We start from the raw sequence: 22,512 nt of genomic DNA, 5'->3' as shown, positions 1-22,512 counted from the left end.
AAAAAAATAAAAGTGAGACTTCAAATAAAGTCAAATAATGATTCTAAAAAAACTGTCACTAATCTTTAACAGTTAATTAACCAGAGTAACCATTCTTGCCTGCTTGTCAGCATGATAGGAGCTTCTAACAAGTGGGGCCGATTCCACAATTTTGAAGCCCATTTTAAGACCTTCTTCTTTGTAAAAATCGAATTCATCGGGTGTGACAAAGCGATTTACCGGAAGATGATTCGTTGTTGGCTGCAAGTACTGACCTATAGTCAAAATATCGCAGTTGTGATTCACGAGGTCACGCATCAGTTCCACCACCTGTTCTTTGGTCTCTCCAATTCCAACCATGATACCGCTTTTAGTCTTCAATCCTCGATCATGAAACCACTTGATAAGATCAAGACTTCTTTGATATTTAGCCTGAGGTCTAACAGCATGGTAAAGTGAAGGGACAGTTTCGAGGTTATGATTTAATATATCGGGAGGATTTTTCATAATTATTTCAAAGGCAGGTTCGTAGCCTTTGAAGTCGGGAATCAAAATTTCGATTGTGCATTCAGGAGTGGTTTCTCTGATAATTCGAATTGTTTCTGCAAAAATACCCGCACCGCCATCGATCAGTTCATCCCTGTTTACAGAGGTAATCACAACATGCCTTAATTGCAAATTGTTTACTGCTTCTGCCACTCTTCTGGGTTCATCCAAATCAAGTTCATTGGGCATCCCGACTTTAATATTGCAGAATCCACAACTTCTGGTACATGTATCACCGAGAATCATAAAAGTTGCGGTCCTGTGATTCCAGCATTCTGCGAGGTTGGGGCATTTCGCCTCTTCACATACCGTGTTGAGTTTATTGTTTCTCATCAGGTTTTTTACATCAACATAATTCTTCCCTGTTGGCAGTTTAACTTTCAGCCATTCTGGTCTTCTGCCAAGTGTGGATTTGGCATCTTGAACTTTTTCCGCAAAATCTCTTTGATGCTTGTTTATAGTTTTTCTTTCCAAATCAATACTTCTCTCTTAATAAATCATGTTTTCGTTAAAGTTTTCGAGATAATCCTTAACCGATTTCAGGAACAAACCACCGAGCATACCATCCACAAGACGGTGATCGTGTGCCAGGGTAAGATACATCATCGGCTTAATAGCGATTGTGTCCATGCCATCGACTTCGACAACGACGGGTCTCTTTACGACCGCTCCGACCCCAAGTATCGCAACTTCAGGCTGGTTTATTATCGGAGTTCCGAAAAGTGTTCCGAATACTCCGTAATTTGTTATGGTGAAAGTTCCGTTTGTTATATCATCAGGAGAGAGTTTTTTATTTCGCGCCCGCAGAGCAATGTCATTTATCGAGCTTGCAAGTCCGATAATGTTTTTTTCGTGAGCATTTTTGATATTCGGAACAATGAGACCGTTGGGTTGAACTGCAACAGCAATACCCAGATTTACGAATCTCTTCTGGACGATATTATTGCCATCAATGCTTGAATTTACGAGTGGATACTCTCTCAAAGCTCTTATCACAGAATGAGCAATAAAAGGCATGTAGGTTAGTTTGACCCCATGTTTCTGGGCAGTTGCGTCCTTGTTTGACTGGATGAACTTATAGATTTTGCTCATATCCACTTCAGCAAGCTCAGTCACATGCACAGAGGTGTCTCTGCTCATCACCATATGCTGCATGATTTTTCTGCGAATGTTGTCCATAGGAACAATTTCCTGCTCACCGGCATTGAAATTATACGCCGGTTGAGGAGCCGGTGTATAAACAGGAGTCTGCTGTGAATGAACCGGTTGTGGAACTGCCACGGAAGGGGTTGCTTTTGGAGTCGCTGAGCGATTTGACAAATAAGAAAAAACATCATTCTTTGTTACTCTGCCACCGATGCCGCTTCCTTTGATTGATTCGAGTTCGGATACCGATACTCCCTCTTTTCTGGCAATGCTCAAAACAAGAGGAGAAAAGAACTTATCACTGCTCGCCTCTTCAACCGGCTGAACGGTTTCAGTCATTGCTGCCTTCCCTATCATATCGTGCATTGATACGGTTTCGACAGGTGTTTGTTCAACTTTCACAGCCGTGCTTGCAGGTGCAACGGGTTTAGTCGCTGCACTTCCGGATCCGGAGATTCTGGCAACGACAGTGCCTACATCAACGGTTTCCTGTTCCTGCACCAGAATTTCCATAACCACACCATCTGAAGGTGAAGTTACTTCGGTATCAACTTTGTCGGTACTTATTTCAAAAAATGTTTCATCTTTCTTGACTGACTCCCCGACCTTTTTGTACCATTTTATTATGGTACCTTCCATGACCGATTCACCCATTTTGGGCATCGGGATATCGACAAGGTCAGAAGAAACTAAAGGTGTATGTGTTTCAACCGGTTCCGGGGCAGATTGAGCCTGATTTCCGGTCTCTTTTACAACTTCTGAGACATCAGTGGCTTCCGGTGTTGCTGATTCTGCATTTTCAGAGGCGGTGGATAACCGGGCAACAACAACCCCTACATCAACAGTTTCCTGCTCCTGAACAAGCACTTCTGTCAGGATTCCTTCTTCAGGGGAAGGTATTTCAGTGTCCACTTTGTCGGTGCTTATTTCAAAAATTATCTCATCCCGTTTTACACTGTCACCCGGTTTTTTATACCATTTTATGATGGTTCCCTCGGTAACACTCTCACCCATTTTAGGCATTACAATGTCAATTTTCATTCAAAACCTCAATTTTAGTATTGTGCTAAATCTTTAATTGCTTGATAAACGCCTGTTCTTGAAGGTAAAATTACATCTTCCAGAATTGGGCTGTAGGGAATATGTGCATCTCTTGCAGCATATCGTTTTACCGGTCCATCGAGATATTCAAAACAATCGGAAGCGATTCTGGCTGATATTTCAGCACCAAATCCACCTGTAAGTGTATCTTCATGAATAACTATCGCCTTACCCGTCTTTTTGATGGATGAGTAGATTGTCTCGATATCCAGTGGAATGATTGTTCTGATATCGATTACCTCGACACTGTAACCTTCTTCTTCCAGTTTTTTGGCTGCAATTACTGCTTCCCACACTGTGGCTCCCCATGAAACAACCGTAAGGTCTTTCCCTTCTCGGACGACTTTTGCCTTTCCGAAAGGAATTAAATACTCTGCGTCTGGTTCGGGGGCCATGGCGAATGACTGTCTGTAAAGTCCTTTGTGCTCACAGAATATCACAGGATCGTTAATCCTGATTGCGGTTTTAAGCAGGCCCTTTGCATCCGCTGCATTCGAAGGATATGCAATATAGAGACCCGGAACATGGGCGAAGAATGCTTCGATGTTCTGACTGTGATACAATCCTCCGTGAATATAGCCACCGACAGCAACTCTTGTTACAAAAGGGGCAGCCCACTCATTGTTTGAACGGTATCTGAATGTTGCGGTTTCGTTTTTGTACTGCATAAAAGCGGGCCAGATGTAATCACCGAATTGGATTTCCACCACCGGCTTCATACCGGCAAGTGCCATGCCTGTTGCCACTCCCGCAATGCTCGCCTCAGCTAAAGGACTGTTAAAAACTCTTCGACTCCCGTATTTAGTCGATAATCCTTTTGTTGCAGTAAACACTCCGCCTTTGCCATCAGCGATATCCTCGCCAAAAACATAGATCTTATCGTTGATTTCCATCTCTTCCAGTAAAGCATGATTTATGGCATCAACCATGACTATCGACTTGCCTTCCGGAGTCGATTTTTCATAATCCAGTGACTCCTTAAAGCCGCTTTCATCGAAAACATGATTAATTGCAGTAGCAGGATCAGGATTTGAAGCCGTGAATGCTTCGTCAACCGCAGAATTGATCGATTCATCCACTTCTTTACGAATTATTTCAAGTTCATCTTCAGTAAAAATATTTTGAACAAGTACATCATGGCCAAATCTAAAAATCGGATCTCTTTTTTGATCCTCCTTCAATTCATTTTCCGATCTGTACTTCTTATGATCATCTGATGATGAGTGAGAATGCAAACGGACCAGATCAGCCTCTATAAGAGCCGGTCCTTTTCCTGATCTGATATAATCTACAGCTTCCTGCACGATTCTGTATGACTCGAAAAAGTTGGTTCCATCCACATGGAATCTCTTCAGGTTTGCATATCCCTTCATCATTTCGGAGATAAGATTTCCCTCACCACCGCTCTGCTGTGATACATGCACAGAAATGGCATATTTGTTATTCTGAATTACAAATAAAACCGGAAGTTTCTCCCTTGAAGCCCAGTTTACCGCTTCATGAAACTCACCCTGACTGGTGGTTCCTTCGCCGGAACTGACATAAGAAATGTTTTTGATTCCCTGTCGTTCGGATGCAAGAGCGGTTCCGACAGCCTGCAAGAATTGGGTACCGGTAGGGCTTGATTGAGTCGGAACAAGATTAGGTTTTTTCACTCCAAAGTGACATGGTAATTGCCTTCCTCCACAAGCGGGATCATCCGCTTTTCCAAAACAGGCAAGGAAAAAATCTTTCGGAGTCATTCCTGACATCAGAGTCAGGGTCAAATCTCTGTAGTAGGGAAAAATCCAATCTACCCGTGAATCGAGTATCAAACCGATAGCCGACTGTATAGCCTCATGACCTGCACCTGCGATATGAAAAAAAGTTTTTCCCTGTCTTAGCAAATTCATGGCTTTGTTATCGATCTGTCTGGCGAGATACATATATCTGTAGGCAGCAATGAGAGTGTTTTTGTCTATGTTTATTTTCTCACTACCGTTATTCGATTGTGAAGTTTTTTTAACCGGTTTTTCTTCTAATACCGCAGTTTTTGCCATTTCGGTCCTTTTTAAGTTTTTAATTGAACCAATTGATAGATGTTAATTTCTTGTTTTTCAGTAAAATTAAAATGCTCCATAAACCGCAGAAGCAGTTTAGCTTTAACTTCGCCGATATTTATTTCTTTATTCAATAATTTTTTCAAGGATGTCACTTCCTTTTCCTTTATTCCACACGGTATGATACCGTTGAAAAGGTCGAGATCTGTATTTATGTTGAATGCAAATCCATGCATGGTAATCCAGCGTGATATCTTAATTCCTATGGCAGCAATCTTGCTCTCCCCTACCCAAACACCTGTATATTCAGGTTTTCTGCCGGATTCTATCCCGTAATCTTTGAGCACATCGATGATAACCTGCTCAAGGGTTCTGAGATAGAGATGCGTGTCAGGTTTCCAGTCCTGAAGATTGATTATGGGGTAACCCACAATTTGCCCGGGACCATGATAGGTTATATCACCACCTCTGTCAATCTCAAAAACTTTGATTTCTCTGTCACGAAGAAACTCGTCAGAGCCAATGAGGTTGTTTTTATCGGCAGTTTTACCCAGGGTATATGTATGCGGATGCTCGAGCATGATGAAGGTATCCTTGATTTTGCCCTCGTACCTAAGAGAATGCAGAGATTTTTGCAGATCCCAGGCCTCCTGATAACCCGTCAATCCGGGATCTGCATAAAATAATTCCTTAGATATGGATTGCCTCACCATTTGCCATTGCGGCTGCTTCCATTACCGACTCGGAAAGAGTTGGATGAGCATGAACAGTTTTAATAATAGTTTCATATGTGGCTTCGAGTGCCCTGGCTATACCAAGTTCCGCGATCATTTCCGTTGCTTCTGATCCGATGATATGTGCACCAAGCAATTCACCATACTGTTCATCAAAGATCAGTTTAACAAAGCCATCTCTTTCACCAATGGCAAAAGCCTTTCCGGAAGCCATGAACGGGAATTTACCAATTTTAAGTTTGTATCCCTGTTCTTTCGCTTTTTCTTCTGTAAGACCGATGCTTGCGACCTGCGGCTGGCAGTAAGTACAACCCGGTATGTTGTCGTAATTTACAGGAGCTGAATGTGCACCTTTGATCACTTCAACACAACGAATTCCCTCTGCACTCGCAACATGAGCCAACCAGGGTGGCCCGATAACATCGCCAATTGCATAAACACCGGGTATGTTCGTTGAATAGTCAGACTTGTCAACTTTTATGTGATTTTTAAATATTTCGACACCGAGTTCTTCAAGTCCGATCCCCTCGATATTTCCGGTTACTCCTATTGCGGAAAGGACTTTATCGCCTTTCAGTTCAATCTTTTTACCGTCTTTGTTGATGGTGACTTTAACACCGTCATTTCCCGGTACCGCGGATTCAACCACCGCTCCGGTATGAATCTCGATACCTCTTTTTTTGAAACTTTTTGCGAGAGCGTCAGACACTTCCCTGTCTTCGACCGGCAGGATTCTGTCTAACATCTCTATTATTGTCACTTTTGTGCCAAGAACAGAATAAAAATAAGCAAATTCGATTCCTATCGCTCCGGCTCCGACAACTATCAGGCTGGAAGGAAGTTCGGGAAGCGTCATGGCTTCGGAACTGGTTATTATGTCTTTTCTGTCAACCGGAATCGAAGGGAGAATTCTTGGTCTCGCGCCGGTAGCCACAATAATTTTATCAGCTTCGATTGTCTGGAACTTCTTCCCTTCATTATCGAAAACATCAATTGAAGATGCAGATGCCAGCTTGCCAAAACCTCTGACCCTGTCAACCTTGTTCTTTTTTATCAATAATTCAACATTTTTAGAAATTTTCTCCGAGATATCCCGGCTTCTCTTTATCACTTTGGAAAAGTCGATACTCAATTCCTTAAATGAGATCCCAAAATCAGCGCTGTGATTTGAAAGAGTATCATAGATTTCTGCGTTTTTAAGGAGAGATTTTGTTGGTATGCAACCCCAGTTCAGACAAATACCGCCCAGATTGTCTTTGTCTATCACTACTGTTTTTAATCCTAACTGACCTGCTCGAATTGCAGCGACATAGCCGCCCGGTCCTCCGCCAAGTATGGCGAGATCGTATTTCGACATCTAAATGTTCCTCGAATTTGATGGAAATTGAATTCCAAATATACTCAATTTAAGAATGCCTTTCAAACAGGAGAGATTTTGGGGGAAATTGTAATAGTTTATGAGCCTTGACACTTTTAAATTTAATTAAAACATCAAATAAATTTCTTTGTTTTGGGGGATGAAGATTCAAAGTCAAATAGAACGAAACCTCCGCTCTTACATAATGGAAGTCTGCGATTTCCTCTTGCTTAGTTGCTTTAATCATACTTTGTTGTCAGGTAAATGGAAAAGTTGAACAGCAAGTCTTACTTCTCTATTTCTGTCGCCATTAAGATGAAAACGGTAGTTAAACCAATTCTCGTCTGATTGGTTTACAAAGGATAAAAAGTTTGAATGTTGACTTGTTTCATTTTTTACTTTTTCAATAACTGCTGAGAAGTCTTTTTGCTTGACAAAAATAATTACTGATGATTTTGTATCACGCCAAGTTAAATAGCCCAAAAGTTGATCAATTGTTGACATGTATTTTTTCTCCCCACTCCAAAATTTACATTCAGCGATGAATACGACAGAACTGTCATATCTCAATTGAATATCCGTTTTCCCTGTCTTGTTAAAAGTCTCTCCACTTGCACTTCCAAATTCAAAGTTTGGGTCAAGAGTCAATAAAATGTGGTCTCGTAAATCTTCTTCTCCTTTACCTTCATAAACGCCAGGCAAACGTTCAAAATTCTTACCCACATCGTTTATTATTTTTAATATCTTAAAATAATTGTCGTTGTCCAAAGTTGGTTCAGGCTTGAATCCGTTATCTCGAACAATAGGTTTAACAATTATTTTATCTCTTAACTGGGGTTTTGGAACAGCAAATGTCGACGGAACATTTTCTTTATTTTTCAGAGGAACACCTAAGGATGAAAGTAAATTGTGTTTGTTGAAAAGTTGTTGTTTCCTATGACTCAAAAATGAATTAATTATTGTTCGCAGTGAATTATTGAAATTTTCAATATCCTTTATTAAAATATTATAGTTAAAACGAATTCCATTTACCTCATTCTCATAATTCCGCTTAATTTCATCAGCATCGTTTGAAAAATTAATGAATTCTGTAACCAAATTGACTCCTTCAATTGCAAAGTTACCACCTCGTAATGAAAATGAGGATGCAGGTAAATAGTTTAAAAGGTTAATGTCACCAGAAACAGGAATAAAGAATTTGATTATGTCTTTCTTATACTTTTTCCCTTTAATTACATAAAAGGCACTAGGAAAATTTTCTGCTGGAATATCAGCCTCATAACTGTCTACATATTCGTGGTCAAAATGAATTTCAGGAACTGATAATCTGTATATTTTTTCCAAATAGTCAATGTAATCGGTTTCATTTACATTTAGAATATAGCTTTCGCTTTGATTATCAATGGCAGTTTTAATGTTTTCGTGAACTTGTTGAAAGACATCTGAAATCCGCCCTTTTTGAAAAATGATTGATTTATTTCTTTTTAACATCTATCAATTTATTATTTAGTGCATGTTTTTAAAAGTTAAGGCTATGGCTCTTGGCTGTTTGTTGCCTTCGTCTCAATTATCTTTATCTCCTCAGGTGTGAGTTCATAAAGATCATAAAATATCCGGTCAACTTTTTCCTCGAGGTAGCTTATTTTGGTTTTCATCTCGTCAATTTGCGATTGAATTTTAAGGTGATTAACCTGCTCAGTCAAATCGAGAATCTGCTTTACTATATGTACCACCTGATCATGAATAACTTTTTCTTGAGGGAGATCTTGATTCAACAATTTCACTCTAAAACTTTCAATAAACTGTGTATTGAAGGTGAAATAACCGCCACGAAAAACGGTACCCGTTGATCTGATATGAAAATCCATCAATTTACTGTTTAATAATCCAAGTATATACAATGGATCAACCTTGCTTCTTTTTGAAAATGAGAGGCTAAACACTTTGGTTGTGTGATACAAATTATCGTTGTCGAATGTAAAGTTTGGTTGTAACGCCAGGTAAGGAGTCATAATTTTTGTAGTATCGAATTCTACAAGATTTTTGGGATAAATATAAGCGTAGAATGAATTCCCCTTCATTTTCCCATTTTCTCTATTTTCCAAAACCTTTTTATTTTCTGACAGATATTCCCAAGTTAGCGGGAAGACTTTCTTAATTTCCTCTTTTGTCATCAGTATAGCTTTACCTTCAATGATATTGTAAGGAAATATCACCACACATCTTGGTTTCGGTTTTTGATATCTTTTAACATCTTTTCCCATCAAAAACGGCTTTACCATTTCCTTTTCTAATACGACTTCCCGTTCAAGAGATTTGGAAAAACAAGTGAAAGTTTCCGTCTCTTCTTTGATTATATCCAAAACATAAATTTTGTCCGCACTGGTTTGTAAACCAACAAATATCTTCCTTGTAATACTACCCAAGGTATCAGGAATTTTGTTCATTTTATCAAAGATCGCCGAATTTATCGATGTATTAAAATTCCATTTATCACCCGGTAGAGGTTGGTTAACATTGATAAAATTAAATGTTGAATGGTCTTCTGCCCAAACTTCGGGTTTGTTTATCTCCAAGAATTCAAATGATTTTTTCTGATTCTTGCCAAGGAATAACAGACATGTATATGTCGTAGCATTTTTGAATATTTGTTCCGCACCAAAATGCACAATTCTTTCGATAGCATTTTCTTTTGAGATATGGTCTCTAAGACCGGCACCAAATTCCGATTGGAAAAATTTATGAGGCAGGATGTACCCAAGTACACCTTCCTTATTCAACAAGGAAAAAGCCCGTTCTGTGAATACAACATAAAGGTCATAATTCCCCTTTGAGGCAGATGCATACCTGGTTTTAAAGTACTCTACAATCTCTCCGGGATTGCTTTCGAGAATTGTTTGAATCTTTACATAGGGAGGATTACCAATAACAACATCAAAACCTCCGTTGGAGTTAAACACTTGAGGGAATGCTTTTTGCCAGTTGAACGGTTTAATCTTTCTTTCATGACCGAAGTCGATTTGTGAATCGTAAAAATCGGTGTCTATCAGGCTGTTACCACTTTTGATATTGTTATCGAGTGTGGGGAGCACTCTTTCGTTAAAAAGCGAGAGTTGATTTTTGATTGATGCTTCGGTTTCCCCTTCCAAACATTTTAAAAGAAGAGACAGTTTTGTCACCTCTACCGCATTAACATCAATATCGACTCCAAATATGTTATTCAGAAGTATTCTTTTTTTCTCGGAAGTTGTTAGATTTCCTTCGGGAGTAACGGGTGAATTTTTGCCTCCTTTGAAAGACCTGGTGTTTGCACCATAATAGTTTTTGTGCCAGTCAAGAAGATACTGATATGCTCCGATCAGAAAACTGCCACTTCCGCAGGCAGGATCTAAAACTTTTATTTTACTAACAAAATCAACAGTTTTATCCTGAATGAGTTTGCCAACAGTGTTTTCGACTATATAGTCAACAATATATTGAGGTGTGTAATATACTCCGCCGGCTTTTCGGACTTCAGGCTTCTCCTCGATTACCGCTTTATTAAATTTCCCAATCTTTATTTGCCTGCCGAGGAACTGTTCATAAGCACTTCCAAGTATCTCAACTGAAAGAACCGAAAATTCATAAGGACATTCAGGATAATAAAGTTGTTCAACGATTGATTTGATAACTTTTTTATCAATCAGCAGATTTTTACTGATTTGATCTTTCTTCAGATCAAAAAGTCCCGAGTTGTATTTTTCATCTGCATCTTTAAAGATTTGATACAAATTTTGGAAATACTCACCTTGTCTTACAGCAAATGCAAGATTCCCATATGGTTCAATGTTTCTGTCCTCTGCAATTCTTAGAAAAATCAATCTGTCGATGGTTTGTTGAACTGCGAAATTGAGTTCATCTTCATCCAAATCTTTGTTTAATTTGCTTATAGAGACCGCAAGCAGACTGCGCCATTTATCCAGTGACAGAAGGAAATCTTCATCAACTGCTGCGGTTCCTTTCTTATCAGCAGTACCAGCAACAAATTTATCGAAACTCCCTTTTAAGACCTTTTCCTTTGAAAAAGTATCCCACAAGAAATCAAATTCATTGAGATAATCTCTAAAAGTCAGGTATTTTATTCGGGAAACGGAAGCTTTATCTGTGGGGAATGGTTTTTTGGTACAGTCATATACGGAGAATTCTTCAAAATCTGTGATTATGCTGATTGGTAATTTTGCACTCCAGCCGTATCTGCGAACCTGATATGCGGGTAATATTTCTTCTTTAACTACAACACTTGGTTTCTTGGCTTCAACAAAAAAGAGTCTTTTGCCTCCCGGAAGACGGAATGAATAGTCAGGTGCTTTGGTGGAACTTCCGATCCTTACCTTGTCTTCGTGGATAACCTCTCGGTATGCCTCCGCGTAACCTTGTTTATTATCAATATCCCAACCCAAAGCATTAAAAAACGGATCAATAAAATCTCGTCTTGTTAGCGTTTCGTTATACTCTGAGCGTTTATATGATATTATCTGTTCTTCAAATCTCTCAATAAGAGAAGCAATTTCCTTGTAAGCTGAGTCTTTATCCTGCATGAATAATCCGTTTTTTTGATTATTAAAGTTAAGGAAAAACGGTGTAATTTTTTACAAGCGCTTTGAATATTTCTCTAAGAAAACGCCACACCCCCCAGGCAGTTTTATAGCACTTTGCGAAAATCTGTACAAGGCGCGTGAATCGGAATCCCCTCTCCTTCCGATACTAAAATCTTCCACCTATGTGTTGTTAACTATTAATTTAATTTTCTCAAAAGCACTAAGTGATTCAGGATTGGCAAGTGCTTCCCTGTTATCCGGTTCTTCACCAGAAAGGATTTTGGTGATTGCCATTTCAACTTTTTTCCCCGAGATTGTTCTCGGGATATCTGCCACCGGGAAAATTCTGTGGGGTACATGCCTTGGTGAGGCTTTGCTTTTTAATGACTTCCTGATTTTTAATGTGAGTTCAGGAGTCAGTTCCAGGCCCGGTTTTAGGACAACAAAAAGAAAAACTTCAATTTCTCCCTTTGTCTCAAATCCACAAACTATTGAGTCAGAAACTTCATCCAGTTCTTCAACTATTCTGTAAATCTCTGCTGTTCCAATCCTTACTCCACCGGGATTCAAAGTGGCATCACTTCTCCCGTAAACAACAATACCACCTCTTTCATTAATCATTATATAGTCGCCATGCCGCCATACTCCCGGATAATGAGTGAAATAGGCATCCCTGTATTTTTTATCCCCTTCATCGTTCCAGAATTTAACAGGCATACTCGGAAATGGGGCAGTACAAACCAACTCTCCTTTCTCTCCCGAAACACTTTTCCCTTCTGCATTAAATACTTCCACTTTCATGCCCAGTCCCCGGCATTGTATTTCTCCCGAATAAACCGGAAGCAGAGGCGAACCCAACATAAAACATGAAACAATGTCCGTACCTCCCGAAATTGATGCCAACTGAATATCAGCTTTTACATTTTGGTAAACCCATTCATAATTATTTTCAGATAGTGGTGAACCGGTTGAAAGGATCGTCTTTAACTTGTTGTAATGAAAAAGATTAGACGGTTTTACCTTATTCTTTTCGCTAATGGAAAGGAATTTTGGACTCGTACCAAAGACATTAATTTCCTCATTTGAAACGAATTCCCACAACACCTTTTCATCAGGATAGATCACCGAACCATCAAAGAGCACAATTTCTGCTCCGGCGAGCATACCACTGACAAGCCAGTTCCACATCATCCAACCCGTGGTGGTGAAGTAAAGGAGTTTCTCTCCTTCCTTAAGATCAGTGTGAAGCGAAAGCTCTTTATAATGTTGGAGCATTGCACCACCGGTTCCATGAACTATGCATTTGGGCTTTCCTGTGGTACCGGAAGAGTACAATATATATAGCGGATGCGAAAACTCTACCTTTTCGAATCCGGTAATCTCGCTCTGCTCAGCGATGAAATCATCGAACCAGATAAAATTATCCGGGACGGATTGACAGAGATGCAACGATTCACTTTCGAAATCTTGAAATGCAGGGATGAGAATGACTTTTTCAACTGATGGGACTGCTGCGACAATTTCTTTTATTTTCTCAATACAATCAAATCGTTTGCCATTGTATTCATATGATTCAGATGCGAAAAGAATTTTTGGTTCAATTTGTCCAAACCGGTCAATTACTGCTGTAGTACCAAAATCAGGCGAGCAGGAACTCCAGATTGCTCCAATCGAAGAGCAAGCCAATAATCCCATGACTGCTTCAGGAACATTTGCGGAAAATGCAGCCACTCTGTCACCTTTAACAATTCCCGATTGTCGCATTGCCGTTGCCAGCTTCAAAGATACTTCCTTGAGGCGGGTTGATTTTATCCTGAAGGTACCATAACCCTCCCGATACGAAGTAATGGCATATTCTCCGCTCAATTTTGAAAAGACATTTTCTGCGTAATTCAGAGAAATGCCTTCAAACCATTTGGCTCCCGGCATTTCAGTGTTACTTAGTATTTTTTGGTAACTGCCTGAATAAATCAGTCCTGAGAAATGAAGAATATCCTCCCAAAATGTCTCAATGTTATCTATCGAGAATTGATAGATACCGGGGTAATCAGTTATTTCGAGTTCATGTCTTTGATTAACAAAACTGATAAACCTTTGAAGATTTGAACTGTTTCTGCGCTCAGGGGAAGGTGACCAAAGAAGTTTGGGTTCCATGCTAAATCCTCTTAAAGTTTTTCGACTTCAAGAGCGAGTGCCCATGCAATATCGATTTTCTTTAGTTGAAGAGCAAGTTTTGTTGTCTGCTCGAGCAACTTTACCCGTTTCTCTTTTGGATAATTTTTAATTTCTTCGTTCGTAAAAAGGAGCTTTACTGCTTTCTCAAGTTCATTTCTGCGGAAATAGCGGTTTAAGGCAGCGGGGGTTCTTTCATATCCCGGAAATTCTTTGCTGGTAATGCTTAAGATGAGCTGTCTGTTTTCTGAGTTGTCAGGAATGGATTCGGAATTTGCGAATGCACCAAGTTCATTTCCGGTATATGAATGCGAATTGAGCATGAATGCCGGAAGATTGTCAAATCCGATACATTTTTTACCGACAGGTTTTTCCACTTCGAAAATCGCACTTCCTGAAGCCCTGCAGTAGTAATCCCCCGACATCCTCGCTACGAGATCGATTTTTTGAGGATCAATGACAGAATTGGTAAAAATATCCTCTGCCACATGAAATCCGATCACCTCACAGATTGCAATGTTAGCTGCTGCTCCCCCTTCACCGACACTAACCATTTGATGAAGCCTGCATTCCATTCTGAATGGGGATTCTTTCACTCCGAAAGGTCTTACGAAAGTGGAATCGACTTTAGAGAGACCCGATTTGACGAACTCATCAACAGTACTCTCATATTCGGCTGAAGCAAGACTAATCTGTTCAACCATTTCGAAAGTAACCGCACTGATGACACATTCTTTTGTTGCCATCAGATTCTTGTAAGTATCTTTAAAAGTGGCGTCCCGACCTCTCCTGGAAGCGGAAAATGCTACAACCGGTGGATTTGCACCAAAGACATTAAAGAAAGAGAATGGTGATAAATTGGGTGTTCCATCTTCAGAAAGCGTTGAAACAAGAGCAATGGGTCTGGGGGCAACTCCACCCTGAATCAACCGCTGCACTTCCATCACAGAAATTGATTTGGGATCAAATGTCAGCATTTAATACTCCTCATTCAGGTCAGTTTCCTGATCGATATTTTTGAAATAATTCTTAATGGCGGAAAAGGAATAACCTTTTGATAAAAGAAAGGCAGTCAACTTTTGGTTGATCTCCTTCTTATCAGTAAATCTCTTTTTCAGGGAAGAAAGTTTCCTGTCTGCCGTTAATTTTATATTATCTGCTTCAATCTCATCATTAAGCATATAAGACAACACTTCTGAAATCAACTCTTTTGCGATGCCTTTTTCAATTAATCTTGCTTTTATTTTTTGCAGCCCGTCGTGCCTGAGATTGAGAGATTCATTTACCAGCAGTTCGGAGTACTTTTTGTCATCCAGATAGGTCAGATCCTTCATCTTCAGGATAACAGGTTCAATAACCTTTTTGGAAAACTTTTTTTGATACAACTTCCTTTTCAACTCCATTGTGGAGTGGAGTCTCTTCCCAAGATAATAGAGTGCTTTTTGTTCACACAGGTAGAGTTCATTCTCGAAATTCAGCGATTCCAACATCTCTTCTGTAAGAAGATCACCCTTCCGTAATCCCATCTCGTAAACGAGCAGTTTAGGTACAATAAGCGGAGGTAAATTATCGAATTCGATAATTACAAAATTTTCGGATTTGAGTCTGATATTAAGAATTGTATTCATGAAAACAAAAAATGGCATCCCGAAAGATGCCATCAAAATTATTTTGTTTCCTCGTTGGCTTCAATAAGACCGATTTTTACTTTAACCTCGTATGAAAGTTTGTTGAAAAGATCGGGTAATTCAAGAAGTTTTTGACGAAACTGCTCTCTTCCCTGGAATCTGTCCTCACCGAATGTAAACCAGCTGCCACCTTTTTTAATTATTCCGGTATCGACACCGAGATCGATCAGATCTCCGGTTTTGCTGATTCCCTCATTATAGAGGATATCAAACTCAACTTCTTTGAAGGGAGCTGCCACTTTACTCTTGACTATTTTTATTTTGGTCCTGTTCCCGACCACATCATTTCCGTCTTTAATTTGAGCAACTCTCCTGATATCCAGCCGAAGTGAAGCATAGAACTTAAGAGCGTTACCACCAGTGGTAGTTTCAGGATTTCCAAACATTACACCAATTTTACTGCGAAGTTGATTTGTAAAAATCACTGCCGTTTTGCTTCTTGAAATCGCTCCTGTAAGCTTTCTTAGTGCCTGGGACATCAATCTCGCCTGAACTGCCATGTGTGAATCACCCATCTCACCTTCGATTTCAGCCCGGGGTACGAGTGCGGCTACAGAGTCAATAACAATAACATCGAGAGCATTACTCCTTACAAGAGTATCTGTGATTTCAAGAGCCTGTTCACCAAAATCGGGTTGGGAAAGGAGAAGATTAGAAACATCCACACCGAGTCTCTTTGCGTAATTGATATCGAGAGCATGCTCTGCATCTATGAACGCAGCAATTCCGCCTGTTTTCTGAGCTTCTGCGATGACATGGAGACAAATTGTGGTTTTACCACTCGATTCAGGACCGTAAATTTCAGTAATTCTACCGCGGGGAATGCCACCAATGCCAAGTATCCGGTCAAGAGAAAGAGCACCTGTCGGAATGCACTCCACTTTATTTATCACACCGTCTCCAAGGCGCATAATTGAGCCTTTTCCAAACGATTTCTCAATATTGGAGATTGTATCTTCAATAATTCTATTTTTTACTTCTCGAGTATCACTCATTTTAACTCCTGATAATTGTGTAAAACTGTATAAATGGCACCCTTTTCGGTCAGCACGCTGCTAAAAAGAGTGATATTAGAAATTGTAGTTGCCAAATTTATTGCAGGTTCATTCAGTATCTTCTGAACAATAGCAGGATCGGGTTCTCTTTTTATCCTGCAAAGAGTCAGATGAGGAACAAATTCCCTATCTACTTTTTTAAATCCGATTTGCTCACAAACGGTTTCCAGTTTTTTCACTGTCGAAATAACATTCTCCCCGACCTCGCATTTCAACCAAAAAACCGCAGGAACCCGATTTCTGTAAAAGAACCCGTACCGGGAGAAATTTACAGTCTCTCCTCGAATCGATTTGAGAAAATCCAGACTGCTTATAATCTCAAGGATTTTGGTTTCCTCAACATCCCCCAAAAATTTTATTGTAATATGTAAATTTTCGGGTTTGCTGATTCTTAAATCAGAACCCTTGATCATTTTTTTTACATTCTGATAAACAGATTGCTTTACCTCGTCCGGAAAATCGATCGCGATGAAAAGTCTATGCTTCAATCGGAATTCCGAGTACAAATCTTCTTAGCAATTCGAGAGCTGCCTGCGATGCTCTCACCTTGTTTTCAATTCGCGTTCCGCCAAAATTGAATTTTTTCACTACAGCGCGCTCATGTGAAGCCACACCTATGTACACCAGTCCAACTGGTTTTGTCGCCGTGGCACCTTTTGGACCCAATATTCCTGTAATCGACAGTCCAAGATCGGTTCCGGAAATTGAACGAACACCTTTACACATTTCCATAGCAACCTCTTCTGAAACAGACCCCTTCTCGTTTATCAGATCCTCGTTTACATCGAGAATCTCAACTTTCGATGCATTACTGTAAGCAATTATGCCTCTTTCAAAATACTCACTGCTTCCTGAATTATCCGTGAGAAGATTGGAAATGTTTCCACCGGTACATGATTCTGCAATGGCGAGAGTGAGTTGTCGTTCCCGCAGCAGGTTTCCAATTACCTTGCTCAGGTTATCTTCTCCATTACTGTAGATGTATCTGCCAACTCTCAATCTGAGTTGCTGCTCTGCGGCAGTAACAATTTCGTTTGCTTCTTCCATGGTATCGGCCTCTGCTGTGAGTCTGATTTTTACACCGTTCAGATTTGGAAGAAACGCAACTTTAACATTAGGAAAGACTTCATCAATCGGTGTCAACTTATCATACAAATTGGATTCTGCAATTCCTGTTGTCAGAATATTGCGTCGTGCAATTTTTTTAAGTTTGTCCCCGTATTTGGTTTTTAAGTTAGGAATTACAAAATTTTCGACCATAGCCTGCATTTCCCTGGGCACACCCGGCATTACGACTACAACTTTATCACCTTCTTCGATCCAAAAGCCGGGAGCAGTACCGTTAAAATTTCTAATCGGCTGGCAACATTCAGGAACCCGGCATTGATCCTCATTGGTTGGGGTTAGATCTCTTCCAAACCTGGCAAATCTATCCTTGATATCATTGTACACATCTTCATCTCTGACAAGTTCAGCCTTGAAAAATCTACAAATTGCCTCTCTTGTTATATCATCGTGAGTTGGGCCAAGTCCACCGGTAACAATCACAACATTGTGCTCACTCAATCCTTTTTCAAGTTCCAGGATAATGCTGTCCATCTCATCGGGGGCGGTAACAACCTTCATCACTCTCAACCCGGTTTCAGTTAATTTTGCTCCAATGAAAGAAGCATTTGTATTCACAGTTTGTCCGATTAATAATTCGTCACCAATCGAAATCACAATTGCATTCATTTACAATACCTTATTTAAACATTGCTATAATTACCTGCATCACGATCAGGGTGTAAACTCCACTCATAATATCATCAGCCATCACTCCAAGTCCGCCTTCAAGTTTTTCGAAGTTTCGTGCCGGTGGCGGTTTAATGATATCAAATATCCGCCATAGAAAGAATGCGAGAATCAGGTAAACAGGTTCTTTGGGAACCAGAATAAGAGAAATCCACATTCCTGCAAATTCATCTATCGTTGCCTCCCCGGGATCTTTTCCATACAATTCTTCAAATTTGCCACATACCCATGTGCCGTAAATTGAAGTGACGATTATTAAGGGGATTAAAAAGGCAAGATTTTCAACTCCCGGAATCAAATAGATACCAAGTGCGACGGCACTTCCGTATGTTCCGGTTGGTCCCTTTAAATATCCTGTAAGAAAGCCGCTTCCCAAAAATTTATGGAGAACATTCAATTTACTCACCCTTCAGGATCTCCTTGAATAAATGGAAATTATCCTTCACATAAATATACGCAGAGTGAACTGTAATAAAGGCGACAATGATTAGCCCCCAATACACCACCGGTTCAACATGAATCATGGCGAAGAAGTTTCGGACATCAAGCGGTAATATTTCGGAATTTTTCAACAGATAACTGATGAGCACATAATTGAGGTACACCATTTCTATAAATGTCTTCACTTTAGCGTACCTGCTCGTGGGAAAAGGCTTGTGGATGTGCTCTGCGTATGATCTGAATCCGGTCATAAAGATATCCCTCAGGATAATGACCGCCACAGGAATGAACGGAAGAACATTCAGCCAAACCAGAGAGAGCATTGTGCCTGCAGTCAGGATTTTGTCGGCAATCGGATCCCAAATCTTACCCCAGTTGGTGAAGTAATTAAACTTTTTCGCAAGCCAGCCATCATACCAGTCTGTAAGTGCTGCAATGATATAGATGACAATGGTTATCTCTTCGAAATAAGCACCATCACCGAGAAGGAAAAAAACGACGAAAGGAGTAAGGATTATCCTTAAAACAGTCAACTGGTTTGGAAGTATCATTTAGATGAGTTCTTTACCTGTAATTATTTTGAATGCTTCAAGATATTTTTCCGCGGTTTTCGTTATAACCTCGTCAGGTAATCGTGGTGGTGGAGGTTGTTTGTTAAAATTTATCGAGAGCAGATAGTCTCTTACAAATTGTTTATCATAACTGAATTGTGCCTTACCGGGCGAATATAAAGATTTATCCCAGAATCTGGAGGAATCAGGAGTGAGCAGTTCATCCGCGAGCATCAATTCCCCATTATGATCAATAGCAAACTCCATTTTTGTGTCAGCAATAATAATTCCTTTTTCAAGGGCATATTCGGCACATTTTTTATATATGGCAATAGCCTTTTCTCTTACTTCTTCCATCAGCGGACCTCCGGCTATCCTGCAAGCCTCGTCGAATGAGATATTCTCATCATGTTCGCCGATCTCAGCTTTGGTTGAAGGCGTAAATACAGGTTCATCCAGTTTTTCGGATTCTTTCATCCCTGCACGCAACGGAATCCCCGAAATTTTACCCGTCTCTTTATAGTCATTCCAACCTGACCCGCTGATATAACCTCGCAAGATACATTCAATTGGAATTATCCTGCCTCGTTTGACTATCATTGATCTGCCCTTAAGCAGGTGACTGTATTCCTGCAATTCGGAAGGATATTCAGAAACAACCGTTGTTACCAAATGATTCTTCACGATATCTTTTGTATGGTTAAACCAAAACGCGGAAATGGAATTCAGTACTGTTCCTTTAAATGGAATTCCTTGAGCCATTATGACATCAAAGGCTGATAATCGGTCAGTTGAAATGAATAACAAGTCATCCCCGGCTTTGTAGATTTCTCTTACTTTTCCGGATGCAACCTTTTCGAGTTTTTGCAGGACAGGGGCTAAAATTATCTCTGGCATCAGATATCTTTAAAAAAATGAATAACAAATTTAGGAAATTACAAAAAATATTCACTTCTCATTTTCTAATATTAAATTTTCTTTGTAACTTTATGCTACATCATATCTTAATTAATCTCATCACCAAACGGAGTCCCGATGACAACATCGATACGCTCAAAAGTTGTGGCTTTTTTTATCATAGCCGGCTTTTTCAGTAGTATTTTTTCACAAGGAAACCCTGATGCCATATTTGACCGGTTTCCGAAAGATCTGGAGAAGATATCTCCCCCATTCATCTCAATTGAATCAGTACCTGTTACCATCGGAGATTACGATAATTTCTTTTTTGGTACCGAACAGGCTGAACCTCATTTTTCAATGGATCCGACGAATCCTAAGAGGATGTTTGCAGCGTATAACATTAACGCTGCATACTACACAGCCGATGGCTGGAACTGGACACGCATAGTTCCATCATTCGGAGTCGCGGTCCAGGGTGATCCACTTACTGCATGGGGAAGAGATGGCGTTCTCCATTATCAAAGTATGTTTGGAAATATCACAGGTTCAAAAAACATTCGTTCCACTGACGGTGGTGTAACATGGACCGCAGCAGTTACCGGAGTTGATGGTGTCGATAAAAACTGGATGGCAATCGATCAGACCACCGGGCCTTACTCGAACTATATCTATAATGTGATGACCGCCGGCTCAGGTATGGGTAATATCCACCGGAGCACCGATGGTGGGGTTACATTTTCGCGAGTAACACAGCTCTCCACACAGGCTCTTCCCGGAATGATGTCTGCAATTGGACCATACTACAATGGTACAAGCTGGGTGGATGGCGGATCAGTTTTTGTAGTTACCCACTCGGGTACTAATGCTGCCGGAATTTACAGTTTCTACCATTCAACCAATGGCGGTGCTACTTTTACGCTAAAATCACAGCAAACCTTCTCAAATGTGATCGGTACAGAAATTTCAGGAAGATCAACTGTCCAGAATATGCGTACCCGACCATATCCAATGATAGCTGCTGACAACAGTAACGGACCATACAGAGGAAGATTGTATCTGGTTTATGCCTCAAACAGTCCAACAGGAAGCGGAAACAAATCTGATGTTTTCAGTCGCTATTCAACCGACTACGGTGCTACATGGTCAGCCGCAAAGGTGGTGAATGATGATGCAAATCCGCAGAATAATCACAGTTTCTTCCCTGCTATCTGGTGCGACATTTCATCCGGAAGACTTTATGTAAAATTCTACGACACCAGGCTTGTTCCAACCTCAGACAGCATGGATGTCTTTGCAACCTATACCGATGATGGAGGACAGACTTTCGCTCCCAACTACCGAATTACAAACAAGACAGCCAAGATTAAGCAATCATCAGGCACTGGAGCCAATTACCAGGGTGACTACGATGCGATTCAGTCGGTTGGTAATCAGGCTTTCATGGCGTATACCGATTTCAGGAACAACAGCTTTGGTGCTTATGGCTCCTACTTCCCCGATTATGGAATGAGAGTGTTACCCGCCAATGTTTCTGTAGGTAACGATCTTGACAGTACATTTATTTATGTAACGGTTCCATCCGTTAAAGCATACACAAAAAGTGTGAAGTTCTCAGCGGCAATAACCCCTGTACCAACGAGTGGTAGTTTTTCCTTACGGTTCGAAGGGAAAGACTCACTGACTACTTTCCCGGACAGTTTGAAACTTTGGATTCGTACTTCAGGTGGAGTTCCCGAAGCCAATTATACAGTTACTGTCACAGGCGAAGGTGCCGGTGGTACTCCTGTTCATAAGAGAACATCAAATGTCACTGTTACAGCTGCTGTACCGGTGGAATTGACTTCTTTCATCGCAAATTCCGATGGTTACACGGTCAAACTCGATTGGACAACCGCTACCGAAACCAATAATAAGGGATTTGAAATTGAGAGAGCTGAAGATCAGGCATCAGGACTTGCATGGTCAAGAATTTCATTTGTTGAAGGAAAAGGAACAACTTCTGAAGAGAACAGCTATGTATTTACTGACAGAAGTGTGACTAAACCCGGAAGATATTTCTACAGACTCCGCCAGGTGGATTTTGACGGAAGATTTGAGTACACTAAAGCTGTTGAAGCCGTAATTACTACTCCGGCAACTTTTGAACTGCATCAAAATTATCCGAATCCATTCAATCCTTCAACCATGGTCTCCTTCTCATTACCTGTTGAAAGCAGAGTAAAATTGAACTTTTATGACGCTGCAGGTAACCTCGTGGAAAGTTACGATAAAGGAACCCTGGCTCCGGGATTGCATCATCATTCACAGATAATGAGTTCTGTAGCCTCAGGTGCATATTTCTATTCTATTGAAGCTGTCTCATCAGATGGTAAGTCGAGTTTCAGAGCAAACAGAAAAATGATGTTAATAAAATAGTTGGCCAATTAACCATG

At 40.3% G+C, this 22,512-nt stretch carries 17 protein-coding genes; 1 reads left to right on the top strand and 16 read right to left on the bottom strand.

Translation table 11 applies throughout. The features are described 5' to 3' along the window. Positions 1 to 72: 72 nt before the first annotated feature. The 16 genes from lipA to J0L60_08115 form a co-directional block, all read right to left on the bottom strand. Positions 73 to 984, bottom strand: a complete 912-nt coding sequence (gene lipA, locus J0L60_08190) for a lipoyl synthase (GenBank protein ID MBN8546097.1) — start codon at positions 982 to 984, stop codon at positions 73 to 75. 30 nt (positions 985 to 1,014) lie between these two features. Then, on the bottom strand, positions 1,015 to 2,712 hold the full coding sequence (gene sucB, locus J0L60_08185) for a 2-oxoglutarate dehydrogenase, E2 component, dihydrolipoamide succinyltransferase (GenBank protein MBN8546096.1): 1,698 nt from the start codon (positions 2,710 to 2,712) through the stop codon (positions 1,015 to 1,017). 14 nt (positions 2,713 to 2,726) lie between these two features. Further along, positions 2,727 to 4,811, bottom strand: coding sequence for a dehydrogenase E1 component subunit alpha/beta (locus tag J0L60_08180; protein MBN8546095.1), 2,085 nt, complete (start codon positions 4,809 to 4,811; stop codon positions 2,727 to 2,729). A gap of 11 nt (positions 4,812 to 4,822) precedes the next feature. Beyond that, the gene (gene lipB / locus J0L60_08175) at positions 4,823 to 5,524 is read right to left on the bottom strand and encodes a lipoyl(octanoyl) transferase LipB (GenBank protein ID MBN8546094.1); all 702 of its coding nucleotides are present in this window, start codon (positions 5,522 to 5,524) and stop codon (positions 4,823 to 4,825) included. Beyond that, entirely contained in the window at positions 5,502 to 6,902 is a 1,401-nt protein-coding gene (gene lpdA, locus J0L60_08170) for a dihydrolipoyl dehydrogenase (protein MBN8546093.1), read from the bottom strand. Before lpdA ends, lipB begins: the two co-directional genes overlap by 23 nt. Before the next feature lie 243 nt (positions 6,903 to 7,145). After that, entirely contained in the window at positions 7,146 to 8,393 is a 1,248-nt protein-coding gene (locus J0L60_08165) for a hypothetical protein (GenBank protein ID MBN8546092.1), read from the bottom strand. Positions 8,394 to 8,434: 41 nt separating this feature from the next. Continuing rightward, complete coding sequence (locus J0L60_08160) at positions 8,435 to 11,479, bottom strand: N-6 DNA methylase (GenBank protein ID MBN8546091.1); 3,045 nt, start codon at positions 11,477 to 11,479, stop codon at positions 8,435 to 8,437. A 180-nt stretch (positions 11,480 to 11,659) separates the two neighbouring features. Then, positions 11,660 to 13,633 carry an acetoacetate--CoA ligase gene (locus J0L60_08155; GenBank protein MBN8546090.1) on the bottom strand — a complete coding sequence of 658 codons (1,974 nt, stop codon included), beginning with the start codon at positions 13,631 to 13,633 and terminating at the stop codon, positions 11,660 to 11,662. A gap of 11 nt (positions 13,634 to 13,644) precedes the next feature. Further along, the gene (locus J0L60_08150; GenBank protein MBN8546089.1) at positions 13,645 to 14,628 is read right to left on the bottom strand and encodes a flavin reductase family protein; all 984 of its coding nucleotides are present in this window, start codon (positions 14,626 to 14,628) and stop codon (positions 13,645 to 13,647) included. Continuing rightward, a complete protein-coding gene (locus tag J0L60_08145) occupies positions 14,629 to 15,279 on the bottom strand; it encodes a regulatory protein RecX (GenBank protein MBN8546088.1) in 651 nt (216 codons plus the stop codon). Between the two features lie 38 nt (positions 15,280 to 15,317). Beyond that, the gene (gene recA / locus J0L60_08140) at positions 15,318 to 16,334 is read right to left on the bottom strand and encodes a recombinase RecA (protein MBN8546087.1); all 1,017 of its coding nucleotides are present in this window, start codon (positions 16,332 to 16,334) and stop codon (positions 15,318 to 15,320) included. After that, positions 16,331 to 16,882, bottom strand: a complete 552-nt coding sequence (gene thpR / locus J0L60_08135; protein ID MBN8546086.1) for an RNA 2',3'-cyclic phosphodiesterase — start codon at positions 16,880 to 16,882, stop codon at positions 16,331 to 16,333. Before thpR ends, recA begins: the two co-directional genes overlap by 4 nt. Continuing rightward, a complete protein-coding gene (locus J0L60_08130; GenBank protein MBN8546085.1) occupies positions 16,872 to 18,128 on the bottom strand; it encodes a competence/damage-inducible protein A in 1,257 nt (418 codons plus the stop codon). Before J0L60_08130 ends, thpR begins: the two co-directional genes overlap by 11 nt. A 10-nt stretch (positions 18,129 to 18,138) precedes the next feature. Further along, complete coding sequence (locus J0L60_08125) at positions 18,139 to 18,594, bottom strand: phosphatidylglycerophosphatase A (protein MBN8546084.1); 456 nt, start codon at positions 18,592 to 18,594, stop codon at positions 18,139 to 18,141. Then, positions 18,587 to 19,180 carry a CDP-diacylglycerol--glycerol-3-phosphate 3-phosphatidyltransferase gene (gene pgsA, locus J0L60_08120; GenBank protein ID MBN8546083.1) on the bottom strand — a complete coding sequence of 198 codons (594 nt, stop codon included), beginning with the start codon at positions 19,178 to 19,180 and terminating at the stop codon, positions 18,587 to 18,589. Before pgsA ends, J0L60_08125 begins: the two co-directional genes overlap by 8 nt. Continuing rightward, positions 19,181 to 20,077 carry a phosphoribosylaminoimidazolesuccinocarboxamide synthase gene (locus tag J0L60_08115; GenBank protein ID MBN8546082.1) on the bottom strand — a complete coding sequence of 299 codons (897 nt, stop codon included), beginning with the start codon at positions 20,075 to 20,077 and terminating at the stop codon, positions 19,181 to 19,183. Between the two features lie 138 nt (positions 20,078 to 20,215). On the opposite strand from J0L60_08115, the gene J0L60_08110 reads away from it, so the two are divergent. After that, entirely contained in the window at positions 20,216 to 22,495 is a 2,280-nt protein-coding gene (locus J0L60_08110) for a hypothetical protein (protein MBN8546081.1), read from the top strand. The last annotated feature ends 17 nt before the right edge of the window (positions 22,496 to 22,512 follow it).

This window comes from Ignavibacteria bacterium (assembly GCA_017302895.1).
Taxonomy (GTDB): Bacteria; Bacteroidota; Ignavibacteria; order Ignavibacteriales; family Ignavibacteriaceae; genus UTCHB3.
This window is presented reverse-complemented; position numbering and strand designations above follow the sequence as displayed.